Origin of the sequence: Pseudarthrobacter cremeus (genome assembly GCF_051857465.1) — a bacterium.
Lineage (GTDB): Bacteria > Actinomycetota > Actinomycetes > Actinomycetales > Micrococcaceae > Arthrobacter.
This window is the reverse complement of sequence record NZ_JBPZHC010000001.1, coordinates 14,605-27,688: the sequence shown is the minus strand read 5'-3', so window position 1 is coordinate 27,688 and position 13,084 is coordinate 14,605. Positions and strand designations below refer to the sequence as shown.

Sequence of the window (13,084 nt, the reverse complement as noted above, 5' to 3'; positions counted from 1 at the left end):
CGCGAAGCTATCCGCGGACTGCCTCATAGGTGGCCATCAACACCCCGGAAGCGGTGGCGGAGCTGTCCACCAGCCGAAGGGACGCGGGGGTATCGCCGGCAAACAGCCGGCGGCCGGTGCCCAGCACCAGCGGATGGATCATCAGCAAGTACTCGTCGATCAGGCCGGCGGCCATCAAGGAGCCGATCAGGACACCGCTGCCCATGACCACCAAAGTCGTGTCCGAGCCCCGTTTGAGGTCCTTCACGGCTTCCGGAACATCGCCGCCCAGGAGGGTGGAGTTTGGCCACTGCAGTTGCGCCTCAGGGTTGCGGGAAGCCACGTACTTGGCCGTGCTGTTCAGCGCTTCCTTGAAAGGTCCGCCTTGGGCATTCCACGACGCCAGGAGCTGCTCATACGTGCGCCTGCCGAACAGAAACGCGTGTTCGGCGCCCATGAGTCCGCCCATCTTCGCCCCGATGGACTCATCGCTGCGCGGGACGGCCCAGCCGCCGTGCGCGAAGCCGTCCCGGGTGTCCTCGTCCGCACGCCCGGGCGCCTGTATGACCCCGTCCAGTGTCACGTGGTTCATCACGATTACCTTGCCCATTTCCGGTCCTTTCGGGGTCCAGGGCCCATGGCAGCAAGCCTTGCGGCGGGACCAGCCGGCGTCAAGGACCTTTGTCCCTTACGGGCACGGAGCACGGCTGGGAATGTTGGCAGGGAACCGCTCCATGGCACCAACTCAGAACTGCACCACCATGACAGAACATTCCACGCCGCTGGACCCGGCAGGACCGGGAGATCCTGTGCCCGGTCCACAGGTGATCGCCTGGCTGCTCGAGGGGGACCCGGCCCTGCGGTGGCAGGTTCTTCAGGACCTGACGGCCGCGTCCACGGCCGAGGTATCGGCTGAACGGCAGCGCGTGGCGGAGGAGGGATGGGTCTCCCAACTCCTGGCAGCCCAGGATGCGGCCGGTACCTGGGCTCAGGGTCTGTACCTGCCCAAATGGACGTCGACCACCTACACCCTCCTGCTTCTCCGCTGGCTCGGGCTTCCGGCAGCACACCCCCAGGCCCTGCGCGCCTGCGGCTGCCTGTGGGACGGCGCCACGTACACCGACGGCGGGCTCAATCTGGCCTATCGGTCCCCGGAAACGTGTGTGACGGGGATGCTCGTCCTGCTCGGCTCCCACCTCCGGTACAGGGACTCCCGCATTGACGAGGCGGTTTCGTGGCTGCTCCGTGACCAACTACCCGACGGCGGCTGGAACTGCCGCGCCATCAGGACAGGCTCCTGCCACGGCTCGTTCCACACCACCATCACAGTGCTTGAAGCCCTCCTCGCCTATGGCCTTGCTGGTGGTGGTATCGATGTCCGGGAGGCCGCCGAAAGGGGGAAGACGTTCTTCCTCCTCCACCGCTTATACCGCTCCCACACCACCGGCCGGATCGCCCGTCAGGACTTCGTCCGCTTCCCTTTCCCGCCACAGTGGCATTTCGATATCCTCCGCGGACTCGAATACTTCAGGGCCAGCGGGGCTGCCCAGGATCCACAACTCGCCGACGCTGTGGCCCGGGTCCGTTCAGCCCGTGGTCCGGACGGAACCTGGAAGCGCTATCCCCCGTATCCCGGAAAGCAGTGGTTCCCGCTCGAACCGCCCGGTCGGAGCCGCATCGCCACGCTGCGCTGTCTCCGGGTTCTGTCCTGGTGGGACCAGAAAAGCAGTGCAGGTTAGCCATCGGGGCATACGTGCAACACTTGTTTCATGGATCTTGAGGTGTCGCCAATGCTCACGATTCCCGCCACGGAACTCCACTGGAGGTTCTCACGCTCGTCCGGCCCGGGCGGCCAGCACGTCAACACCACAGACACCCGCGTCGAACTCTCGTGGAACATCGCCCGCTCGGCGGTGCTCTCGGACCAGCAACGGACGCTGCTGCAAACCCGTCTGGGACAGCGCCTCATCACCGGAATGCTTACCGTGACCGCTTCCGAACACCGGTCCCAGCTCCGCAACCGCGAGATCGCCCTGGGTAAACTCGCCGAACTCGTTATCGAGGGCCTTGCTCCGGCCCCGCCACGGCGCCGTCCGACAAAACCCACCCGCGGCTCGGACCGGCGGCGCCTGGCCGCAAAGCAACAGCGATCGGCCACCAAACAGCAAAGGCAGCGGCCGCCGGCCGAATAGCACCGCGCCGGCCCGAAGGGTGGACCCCGGACACCAGAATCGGGGGTCTTAAGGCCATAGGTGAGCGTGCATCGCGTCGGTAGGCTCAAACCTGTCAGCAGCTCACAGATTTCTTGGGAACGGCCATGAGCGAAGCACTGGTCCACATTGACGGCTTCCGGATGGAGTTCGGGGACACCACAGTCATCCGGGATTTATCCTTCGACGTCCACAAGGGTGAGACGTTCGGGTTCCTCGGCAGCAATGGATCCGGCAAGACCACCACCATCAGGGCGTTGCTCGGGATTTACGAGCCCACGGCCGGGATCCTGCATATCGACGGTAAACCCTTCCGTCCCGAAGCCGGCGAGCGCCTCGGCTACCTTCCCGAGGAGCGCGGCCTGTACAAGAAGGAAAAGGTCATCGACGTCATGACCTACTTCGGCCGCCTCAAGGGCATGGACCGGAACACCGCCAAGCGCTGGTCCCTCGCCTATCTGGAGCGCGTGGCCCTGGCAAACAAGGCGGGCCTGCTCCTGGATAAGCTCTCCGGCGGGGAGCAGCAGAAAGTCCAGCTCGGCGTCACCATCATGAACGAACCCGAACTCCTGATCCTGGACGAGCCGACCAAAGGCTTTGACCCGGTCAACCGCCGCCTGCTGATGGACATCATCGACGGCCAGAAGACCAAGGGCGCCACGGTGGTCATGGTCACCCACCAGATGGAGGAAGTCGAACGCCTCTGCGACCGGGTCATCCTGCTCAAGAACGGGACCTCAGAGGCTTACGGAACCATCGACGAGGTCCAGGACCAGTACGGCGGCCGCATCATCCGGCTCAAGCACACCGGTCCCATCCCTGCCTCACCGCACTACACCGCAACGCTCAATGAAACCAACTACTCCGAACTGTCCATCACCGATGACACTGACGAGGCAGACATCCTCAGGGAACTCGTCGCCGCAGGTGTGGCCGTCCGGAGCTTCACCACCACCAAGATCTCCCTCGAGGAAATCTTCATCCGGGTCTACGGCGATCAGAACAGGGCCGACGCAGCCGCCTACCAGCTGGCAGGGCCGTAAAATGGCACAGCATAACCTCAGGACCGTCGTCAGCTTCGAGTTCATCCGCACCGTCACCAAGAAACGCTTTTGGGCGGCCACCCTGGCCGTGCCGCTCATGCTTGCGGTCGTCTTCGGCCTGCTCTACCTCTCCAGGTCTGCAACCGACACCGCCGCGGACGCCCAGAAAAGCGCCGAGTTCACCATCTCGTATACGGATGCGTCCGGACTCATCACGCCGGAACAGGCGAAGGTTTTCAGGGCCACCAGGGCGCCGTCCCCGGAGGAGGGCATCCGCCCTGTCCAGGCCGGAACCATCGACGCATTCTTCGACTTCCCCGCCGACCCGGCAACCGAAAAAGTGAAGGTCTATGGTGCGGACCGGGGCCTGTTCGAGAACAACAAGTACTCCGCCGTGGCCCAGGCGATGCTGACCCAGGCAGTCAGCGCCCGCATCGGCTCCCCCGGGCTGTCAGCGCTGGCCCGTTCGGACGCAACCATCGATACGAAGACCTACCGTGGCGGAGTGGAGACCGCAGGGTTCATGTCCGCCGTGCCGCCGTTGTCATACGTGGTTATTTTCTACGGCCTGGTCATCCTGTTGTCGGGGCAGATGCTGAACTCCACCCTGGAGGAGAAGGAGAACCGGGTCACCGAGATGATCCTGACGACGCTCAAACCGACCACGCTGATCAGCGGCAAGGTCCTGGCGCTCTTCGCCGTCGGACTGGTGCAGATCGTGGTGTTCGCATCCCCTCTCCTCATCGCCTACCTGTTCTTCCGGGACCAGATCAACATCCCCGACGTCGATCTTTCAGCCCTGGTCTTTGAACCGCTCCCCATGATCGCCGGTTTCCTCATCCTCGTTGGCGGCTTCGCGTTGTTCACCACCACGCTGGTGGCCATCGGAGCAGTGATGCCGACCGCCAAGGAAGCGGGAAACTTCATGGCCGTCGTCATCATCATGATCTTCGTGCCGTTCTACGCCGTTACCCTGATCTTCTCCAACCCCCAGGCACTGATCGTGCAGGTGTTCACCTACTTCCCGTTCACCGCCCCGGTCACCGCGCTGCTTCGTAACGGGCTCGGCTCGCTCACCGTGGGCGAGGGAGCCGTCGTCATCGCCATCGTTTACATCGGGGCTGTGCTGATGTTCTACCTTGCCGTCCGGCTCTTCCAGTACGGGTCCATCTCCTACACCTCGAAAGTGAACATCAGGACGGCCCTCAGCAGCGGCCGCCGCGTCAAGGCTGCCGGAGGGCAGGCCGGCTGAGGCCGCCACACCGCCCCGCCTCCTTGGCAGTTTTTGAGACCTCGGGCACAATGTGCTTCATGGGGCGTTGGAGCGAGGAGCGGGTGGTCAGCGCTGCGCCCGACGCCTCCTCCCTGGCGGCCGCCCGCAAGCTCGCACGGCAGGGCCCGTGGTCCGATACCGGCAGCAATGACGTCCTGGTCTGGGGCAAGTGCCAGGGCAGCGGAAAGACCCCTTACCAGGTGAGCGTGGACACGGCCGTCCCCGCCTACAGGTGTTCCTGCCCCAGCAGGAAGTTTCCCTGCAAGCACGCCCTCGCGCTGCTCCTGCTGTGGTCCCGGGGGGAAGCGGCCGACGGCGGTGCGGAGACCGCCGGATTCGCCCGGGAATGGGCGGCGCAGCGGGCGGAACGGGCCACGGTGCGGGAGCGGCGCCGGAGTGACCAGCCGGCTGATCCGGCGGCCCAGGCCAAGCGGCTCGCGGACCGGATGGCGTTGATGGACGCCGGGATCGACGACTTTTCCCGGTGGCTGACGGACCTGGTGCGGACCGGCCTGGCCGCCGCCCGCGCGCAGCCGTATGCCTGGTGGGACGGCGTCGCTGCCCGGCTGGTTGACGCACAGCTTCCCGGCCTGGCCGAGCAGGTGCGTGCCATGGGCTCGGAGGTGCACGCCAGGACGGATTGGGCCAACCACCTGCTGCTGCGGGCCGGCCGGTGGTGGGCGGTGACCAGGGCCTGGCGCAGGCGGGACACCCTGACCCCGGCCGAGCTGGCCGACCTCAGGGTGGCCGTCGGTTGGGCAGTCCCGACGGCGGAGATCCAGGGCACCGAGGCACTGCCAGGTCCGTGGCTGGTGTTGGGCGCCCACCGCAGCGACGACGGACGGCTCCAGCAGCAGCGGACCTGGCTGCGGGCACCCGACGGAACGGTCGTCGTCGTCCTCGACTTTGCCGCCCAGAGTGAGTCACTGGCGACGCCGCAGCTCGCAGGCGTGCTGCTGGACACCACCGTCGCGCGGTACCCCGGTTCCGCACCTCAGCGTGCCTTGTTCACCAGTCCGGCGGCATCCCTCGGCATGGCAACGGACCTGGGCGAAGGCGTCGGCATCCAGGAAGCACTCGAAGCCGAATCGGCTGCTGTTGCGCTCTCCCCCTGGCGGGAGCGCCACCCGGTCCTGCTCGGCGGCGTGCGCGTCTCCCCCGGCGGGCAGGGCTGGCTTCGCGATGGATCCGGCGCTGCCCTCCCCCTGGTGGACGCACCCCTGGACTCGCTGCTGGCCCTCACCGGTGGCCATCCCGTTGACCTGTTCGGCGAGCTGGAAGAAGGACGGGTGCGGCCGCTCTCCGCGGTCATCGGCGGGGCGGTGGTGACGCCATGACGTGGCTGAGCGAGCTCAGAACCGCCGCGCTCGTCGGAACCGCGCGGCATCCGGCACCGGCGCCGCCCGTGGAACTGGGAGTCCTCCCGCCGGACGGACTCTCCAGCGAGGAATCGCTGCTGGAACAGGCGGCCCTTGCCGACGCCGCCACCCGGGCCGCCCGCCGCGCCACCACCCTGGACCCTGCCGATATTCCGGAGCCGGCCCCACCGGACGACGCTCCGCTGGCCTCCGGGGACGCTGCACGCCTGCTGGACCTCCTGCTCACCCAGCCGTCTGTTGGACTGGACCTGCGCAACCAGCTGGTGGCCGACTGGCTCCGGTTCGCGGAGGCGGCCGGACAGCGGGTTCCGCACCGGCTGCTCCCGAAGCTGCTTGAGCTGGCAGACAGCAGGTCCGCCGTGGCGGAGCACCTGCATCCTGCCATCGGTGTCCGGGGCCGCTGGCTCGAGGACCTGAAGTCCGGTGTCCCCGCCCCGGACAGCCCGGCATCCGCTGACTGGACCGCACTGAAGAGCGCTGACGCCACCGCGGAGCTTGAACGGTTCCGCCGCGAACATCCGGCAGCCGCCCGCGAACAACTTGCCTCGCACTGGGACACCCTCGCCGCCCGGGAGCGCGCCGCGCATTTGGCCACGTTCGCCACAAACCTCGGTGACGAGGATGAGGAGCTGCTGGAGCGTGCGCTGGATGAGAAGGCCAAGAGCGTGCGGGACGTCGCCGCGGGCCTGCTCGACAGCCTGCCGGCCAGCGCCCGTGCAGGCCGGATGGCTGAGCGGCTGCGTCCACTGCTCCACCTCAAGGGTGTGCTGCGCAAACAATTCGAGATCGGCCTCCCGCCCGAACCGGACGGGGCTGCGCTGCGCGACGGGATCCCGGCTGACCGGCGCACAGGTGAACCGGACCGGCTGGCCCGGCTGGACGCCGTCGTCCGCGGTGCACCGCTCGAGGTCTGGACCACTGCCTCGGGCCGGAGCCCGGCGGCAACCCTTGCCCTGCTCAAGGGCGAAACCAGGGTCCTCGAGACGATCCTTTCCACTGCTGCCCTGCGGGCCGACCTTGACTGGGTGCGCGCGCTGCTCGACATCCGCACGGACCTGCGGCTGCTGAACTGCCTCCCCCGGAATGAGCGCGAAGACATCCTGATCCGGCACATCAAAGCCGGAACGGACCACCCGTTCAGCCTGGTCGAACCGCTACGTGCCCTGCCGAAGCCCTGGGGTCTTCACCTGGCGGGCACAGTGCTGGATCAACTCTTCGCCAAGAACGGCAGCAGTCTGGCGGGCATGCTTGCCGACGTCCTTCCTGCCGCGCTGCCGCCCGAGGCTGCCGAACAGGCACGGCGCATGCTCGAACAGTCCGACGCCGACGCCGGGCGCCGCCGTGTCCTGCGCGATGCCGTGCAATACCACTCATTCCGACAATCCCTGACGGAGGCTTTCCCATGACCGATACCCAGCCCGGCACAGATGTTCTGCGGGCCCACGCCGAGAACGCCTACGCCGACGAGCTCAGCGCCCTGGCCGCCGCGGATGACAGGCCACGCCCGCCCAGCTGGCGGCTGTCCCCGTGGGCGGTGACCACCTACATCCTCGGCGGCACCCTGCCGAACGGGGTCCAGATCACGCCCAAATACCTGGGCTCCGAGCGGCTGGTGGAAATCGCCGTGGCATCGCTCGCCACAGACCGCGCCCTGCTGTTGCTGGGTGTGCCGGGCACGGCGAAAACCTGGCTCGGAGAGCACCTCGCCGCGGCCGTGTCCGGTACCTCCACCCTGGTGGTGCAGGGCACAGCCGGCACCCCGGAGGAGGCGCTGCGGTACGGCTGGAACTATGCCCGCCTGCTCGCCGACGGCCCGTCCCGGGCGGCCATGGTGCCGGGCCCGGTGATGCGCGCCATGGAGACCGGAAGCCTGGTCCGGGTGGAAGAGCTCACCAGGATCCCGTCCGATGTGCAGGACTCGCTCATCACCATCCTCAGTGAGAAGTCCCTGCCCATTCCGGAACTCAATGAGGAAGTGCAGGCGCGCAAGGGCTTCAATATCATTGCCACGGCCAACAACCGGGACAAGGGCGTCAACGATCTCTCCTCCGCACTGCGCCGCCGCTTCAACACCGTGGTGCTGCCGCTTCCGGACAGCATCGAACAGGAAGTCGAAATCGTCACCACCCGGGTACGCAGCCTCGGAACTGCCCTGGAACTTCCGGCAGACCTCGCCGCGCTCTCCGAGATCCGCCGGGTGGTCACGGTCATGCGCGAACTGCGGTCGGGCGTGACCCAGGACCAGCGAACCACCATCAAATCGCCCTCGGCGACCCTGTCCACTGCGGAGGCGATCTCGGTGATGACCAACGGCCTTTCCCTGGCCGCCCACTTCGGCGACGGCACGGTCCGGGCCCACGATGTGGCGGCCAGCCTGGTGGGAGCGGTGGTCAAGGATCCTGTGCAGGACCGGGTGGTCTGGCAGGAATACCTGGAGACCGTGGTCCGGAACCGGCCGGAGTGGAAGGACCTCTACCGGGCCTGCCGCGACCTCGAATCCCCGAACTGAGACCATGACCGACGTCCACGTCCTGGGGATCCGGCACCACGGCCCGGGTTCGGCACGCTCCGTTGCCGAAGCCCTGGCACTCCTCCGCCCGGACCTGGTGCTGGTGGAGGGCCCGCCGGAACTTGACCAGGTGATCCCGCTGCTGTCCGATCCGGAGATGGTTCCGCCCGTCGCCGGGCTGATCTACGCGGCGGACGAACCCCGGCTGGCTTCCTTCTACCCGATGGCAGGCTTTTCACCGGAGTGGGTGGCGATCCGCTGGGCGCTGTCCACGGGCGCCCAGGTGCGGGCGATCGATCTGCCCGCAGCGCACACCCTGGGACTTCAGCTGGCCGCCTCGACTGCAGGGCCGCCGCCGTCCGGTCCGTCGTCGTCCGGTCCGTCGACAGCGGACGCGGAAGGGGAAGAATCCGACGCCGACGGCGGCACCCCCGCCGAGGGAATGGAACCTCCCGCCCTGCCGCCGCAGCCCTACCGGCCCGACGCGATCGGGAAACTGGCCGGCGCCGCAGGGTACAGCGACGCGGAGCGGTGGTGGGAGGACGCCGTGGAGCACCGGAACACGGACCCGGTGGAGCGTTTCGCGGCGCTGACCGAGGCCATTGCGGAGATCCGGGCAGTTGATGACAGGCCGGACCACCATCCTGATGTCCTGGAGAACAACCGCAGGGAAGCCTGGATGCGGCGCCTGATCCGGGCGGCCATGCGTGAGGGCCATGAACGGATCGCCGTGGTGTGCGGTGCCTATCACGCCCCCGCGCTGGTGCCTTCCACGTTTCCGTCGGTGGCCGCCGACAACAAAGTACTTGCAGGCCTGCCGAAGGCCAAGGTGGCCGTCACCTGGGTCCCGTGGACCTCCGGCAGGCTCAGCCTGCGCAGCGGATACGGCGCCGGTGTCACGGCACCCGGCTGGTACCAGCATCTTTTCGCCCACTGGATGGCCCAGGATGCGGACACGGATGTGGCCACCACCTGGCTGGTCCGGGTGGCCCACGCCCTCCGCCGCGAAGACCTCGACGCCTCAACGGCGTCCATCGTGGAGGCAAGCCGGATGGCAGCAGCCCTGGCGGCCGTAAGGGGGCGGCCCAGCCCTGGATTGCCGGAACTGGACGACGCCGCGCAGGCGGTCCTGTGCGACGGCTCACCCCTTCCGCTGGCCCTGGTGCACCGCGAACTCACGGTCGGACATGAGCTGGGGAACGTGCCCGAATCCGCGCCGACCTTGCCCCTGGCCGCCGACCTCGCCGCCACCCAGCGCAGGCTCCGCTGGAAACCCAGTGCCATGGAAGAGGTCCTTACCCTGGACCTGCGCAAGCCGAACCAGCTGGCCCGTTCGGTCCTGCTGCACCGGCTGGTGCTGCTCGGAGTGGGGTGGGGGGCGCAGACCGAAACCGGCCGGACCACGGGCACTTTCAAAGAGGTGTGGACGCTCCAGTGGCAGCCGGAGCTGGCCCTCGACCTAGTGGAGGCCAGCCGCTACGGCACCACGGTTGCCTCGGCGGCCGCTGCCTACGTCACCGAAAAGGCACAGGATGCGGACAGCCTGACGGAGCTCAGCGGGCTGCTGGCGGGCTGCCTTCTGGCGGACCTTCCTGACGGCATCGGCGCCGTCGTCTCGGTCCTCGCCGAGCGCACCGCGCTGCAGCAGGATGTGGCGCCGCTGCTGGAAACCATCGCGCCGCTCGCCCGGACCTGCCGGTACGGCAACGTGCGCGGCGTCGATGTCACGGGGGTTCGGAAGATCCTGGACACCACGGTGGTGCGGGCCTGCGTGGGACTGCCCACGGCCTGCGCCGGACTGGACGATGAAGCCGCCGGGGCCATGCGGCGCGCGGTCGACTCCGCCCAGCAGGGGATGTCCCTGCTGCCTGACCTGCCGCTGGATGACTGGCACCGGGCGCTCGCCGCCGTCGCGGGGTCGGACCGGATCCATGGCTCGGTGGCGGGGCGGGCCACCCGGCTGCTGCTGGACGCCGGCCTGGTTGACGGGGACGACGTCGCGGCCAGCCTCAGCCGCCGGCTCTCGATCGCCACGCCGGCGCGGGAAGCCGCTGCCTGGCTGGACGGACTTCTCTCCGGCGACGCCACGCTGCTGGTCTATGATCGGCGGCTCCTGGAGATCGTCGACGAGTGGGTCGCAGGCGTGGCCAGCGAGATCTTTGACGACGTCCTGCCTCTGCTGCGCAGGACCTTCTCGGCGTTCAGCCGGCCGGAGCGGCGGGAGATCGGCGAGCAGGTCAGCCGCATCGGCGATGCCTCCCCAGTAGCCGGCGAGTCCACCCTGGATCTGGCGGCCGCGCGCCCTGCCATCCGGACCATGGCCCGGTACCTCGGATGGGAGGCGGTCGCGTGAGTGCTACGTACCCTGATAGCGGCAACGGCCGCAGCCGGCTGGGCCGCTGGCGGCTGGTGCTCGGCGGGAATGAGGCCGACGGCATCACGGCGGACGGGAACAGCGTGGAGCTCTCCGCCGCGGATGCCCGCCGTGACCAGGCGCTGGAGGACCTGTACGGGGAGGACAAGAACGGCCGCGGCGGCCTGGGCGCCTCCAGCCCGCGGGTGGCCCGCTGGCTCGGCGACATCCGCAGCTACTTTCCGTCCACGGTGGTGCAGGTGATGCAGGCCGACGCCATGGACCGTCTCGGACTGCGGCAATTGCTGCTCGAGCCGGAGATGCTGCGCACGGTACAGCCCGACGTCGGCCTTGTCAGTACGCTGATAGGCCTCGGCCGGGTGATCCCCGAGCAGTCACGCGAGACGGCCAGGGCCGTCATCCGGCAGGTGACCAATGAGCTCGAAGAGCGACTGCGGGCGCGGACAATCCAGGCCGTGTCCGGAGCGCTAAACCGGGCCGCGCGGACACGAAGGCCGCGGCACCGGGACATCGACTGGAACAGGACCATCGCGGCCAACCTCAAGCACTACCAGCCCGAGTACCGGACCATCGTGCCCGAGCGCTTGGTGGGCCACGCCCGGCGCAGCACCGAGATCCAGCGGGAAATCATCCTGTGCATCGACCAGTCCGGCTCGATGGCCGAGTCCGTGGTGTACTCCAGCGTCTTCGGGGCGGTCCTCAGCTCGCTGCGGTCGGTGCGCACCCGTCTGGTGGTCTTCGACACTGCGGTGGTTGACCTGACGGACGAGCTGGACGATCCCGTGGACGTGCTGTTCGGCGTCCAGCTGGGCGGCGGCACGGACATCAACCGCGCCCTGGCGTACTGCCAGGACCAGATCACCCAGCCCACCGAGACCATTCTGGTGCTGATCAGCGACCTCTATGAGGGCGGGATTGCCGAGGAGATGCTGCGGCGGGCGGCCTCGATCGTGGGAGCCGGGACCACCATGATCGCGCTCCTCGCCCTCAGCGACAGCGGCCATCCATCGTTCGATGCGGACCATGCTGCGGCGCTGGCCGGAATCGGCGTCCCGGCGTTCGCCTGCACGCCGGACCTGTTCCCGGACCTTATGGCCGCCGCCATCGAGCGCCGCGACGTGGGTGAATGGGCGGCGTCCCAGGACATTCCGACGACCCACGAAGGGTAGCCACGGCTGCCCGCGAGGGACCGGACCAAACTCAGCCGCCCTTCACACGTCTGACCGCACTGCCCGGTTGCGGATCCGCTTGCAGTCAGAGAGAGCCGTCACCCGCTCAGCCGGGAACCTCCACTGGGACAGCCGCGCAAAGCAGCTAACGTAGCCAGCATGGCTATGCACAGCGATGAGTTGCACATTGACGAGCAAGTCGCTCGTCGGCTGATCGTCGACCAGTTTCCGGAATGGCGCCTTGAGTGTGTCCGTCGCATCACAACAGACGGCACAGTGAACGCTATCTTTCGAATCGGCGCCGACCTCTCGGCACGATTCCCGCTGCGCTCCGCCGATCCAACCGAAATGAGGGCGGAGCTCTCCCGGGAAGCCGCGGCAATGCGCGAGTTGGCCGCATATTGCCCGGTCGCGACACCGGCGCCTGTTGCCGTGGGCGATCCGGGTGACGGCTATCCCTTGCCGTGGACTGTTCAGACCTGGATACAGGGGGCTGTTGCAACACCCCAGGGCTTAGCGCACTCCGAAATGTTTGCCCATGACCTCGTGAACCTCGTACGCTCGCTTCGCGCTGTCGGCACGAAGGGACGCCACTTCGCCGGCTCTGGACGTGGTGGAGACCTTCACGACTCCGAGGGGTGGATGGAAGTCTGTTTCCGAGAAAGTGATGGACTACTGCCGGTCGATCGGCTCCGCGCACTCTGGGCGGAATTCCGGAGCTTGCCTAAGGTTGCCCCCGAGGTGATGACGCACGGTGATCTAATTCCCGGCAATCTCCTCGTCGAGGACGACCGATTGGTTGGCGTGCTGGATGGCGGGGGTTTCGCTCCGGCTGACCCATCACTCGATCTTGTCGCCGCATGGCACATGCTCGATGACGAAAGGAGGTCAGTCCTCCGCAGTGAGCTGGCTTGCGGTGACGTTGAGTGGTGGCGTGGAGCCGCGTGGGCATTCCAGCAGGCGATGGGCCTGGTGTGGTACTACCGGGAGACGAACCCAGGGATGAGCACGATCGGGAAGACCACCTTGGCGCGTATCCTCAGTGACCCAGTACTTTCGGCGTTTATCTCCGCTAGCCCAGGTGCCCGTTAGCCGATCCTCTACCGGACGCCGGAAAGAGGCGCTTTCACGAGATTGCGTCGACAAAG

11 protein-coding genes are annotated in these 13,084 nt (G+C 67.6%); 10 read left to right on the top strand and 1 reads right to left on the bottom strand.

Going from position 1 to position 13,084, the window contains the following annotated elements; all coding sequences use genetic code 11:
• Nucleotides 1-7: 7 nt before the first annotated feature.
• On the bottom strand, nucleotides 8-589 hold the full coding sequence (locus ACS5PJ_RS00120) for a dihydrofolate reductase family protein (RefSeq protein WP_439432917.1): 582 nt from the start codon (nucleotides 587-589) through the stop codon (nucleotides 8-10).
• A 124-nt stretch (nucleotides 590-713) separates the two neighbouring features.
• Between ACS5PJ_RS00120 and ACS5PJ_RS00115 the strand changes: the two genes are divergently transcribed.
• The 10 genes from ACS5PJ_RS00115 (at nucleotide 714) to ACS5PJ_RS00070 (ending at nucleotide 13,028) form a co-directional block, all read left to right on the top strand.
• Nucleotides 714-1,718 carry a hypothetical protein gene (locus ACS5PJ_RS00115; RefSeq protein WP_439432916.1) on the top strand — a complete coding sequence of 335 codons (1,005 nt, stop codon included), beginning with the start codon at nucleotides 714-716 and terminating at the stop codon, nucleotides 1,716-1,718.
• A 30-nt stretch (nucleotides 1,719-1,748) separates the two neighbouring features.
• Complete coding sequence (gene arfB / locus ACS5PJ_RS00110) at nucleotides 1,749-2,171, top strand: alternative ribosome rescue aminoacyl-tRNA hydrolase ArfB (RefSeq protein ID WP_439432915.1); 423 nt, start codon at nucleotides 1,749-1,751, stop codon at nucleotides 2,169-2,171.
• A 125-nt stretch (nucleotides 2,172-2,296) separates the two neighbouring features.
• Nucleotides 2,297-3,232, top strand: a complete 936-nt coding sequence (locus ACS5PJ_RS00105; protein WP_439432914.1) for an ABC transporter ATP-binding protein — start codon at nucleotides 2,297-2,299, stop codon at nucleotides 3,230-3,232.
• A 1-nt stretch (nucleotide 3,233) separates the two neighbouring features.
• Nucleotides 3,234-4,484 (top strand): ABC transporter permease, encoded by a 1,251-nt coding sequence (locus ACS5PJ_RS00100; protein WP_439432913.1) that lies wholly within the window; start codon nucleotides 3,234-3,236, stop codon nucleotides 4,482-4,484.
• A 59-nt stretch (nucleotides 4,485-4,543) separates the two neighbouring features.
• Nucleotides 4,544-5,842 (top strand): SWIM zinc finger family protein, encoded by a 1,299-nt coding sequence (locus ACS5PJ_RS00095; RefSeq protein WP_439432912.1) that lies wholly within the window; start codon nucleotides 4,544-4,546, stop codon nucleotides 5,840-5,842.
• Entirely contained in the window at nucleotides 5,839-7,290 is a 1,452-nt protein-coding gene (locus ACS5PJ_RS00090; protein WP_439432911.1) for a DUF5691 domain-containing protein, read from the top strand. The genes ACS5PJ_RS00095 and ACS5PJ_RS00090 overlap by 4 nt, the downstream gene beginning before the upstream one ends.
• Nucleotides 7,287-8,393 carry an ATP-binding protein gene (locus tag ACS5PJ_RS00085; protein ID WP_439432910.1) on the top strand — a complete coding sequence of 369 codons (1,107 nt, stop codon included), beginning with the start codon at nucleotides 7,287-7,289 and terminating at the stop codon, nucleotides 8,391-8,393. The genes ACS5PJ_RS00090 and ACS5PJ_RS00085 overlap by 4 nt, the downstream gene beginning before the upstream one ends.
• A gap of 4 nt (nucleotides 8,394-8,397) precedes the next feature.
• Nucleotides 8,398-10,746: a DUF5682 family protein gene (locus ACS5PJ_RS00080; RefSeq protein ID WP_439432909.1), complete on the top strand. Its 2,349-nt coding sequence runs from the start codon at nucleotides 8,398-8,400 to the stop codon at nucleotides 10,744-10,746.
• Nucleotides 10,743-11,936, top strand: a complete 1,194-nt coding sequence (locus tag ACS5PJ_RS00075) for a VWA domain-containing protein (RefSeq protein ID WP_439432908.1) — start codon at nucleotides 10,743-10,745, stop codon at nucleotides 11,934-11,936. The genes ACS5PJ_RS00080 and ACS5PJ_RS00075 overlap by 4 nt, the downstream gene beginning before the upstream one ends.
• A 159-nt stretch (nucleotides 11,937-12,095) precedes the next feature.
• On the top strand, nucleotides 12,096-13,028 hold the full coding sequence (locus tag ACS5PJ_RS00070; RefSeq protein WP_439432907.1) for an aminoglycoside phosphotransferase family protein: 933 nt from the start codon (nucleotides 12,096-12,098) through the stop codon (nucleotides 13,026-13,028).
• Nucleotides 13,029-13,084: the final 56 nt, after the last annotated feature.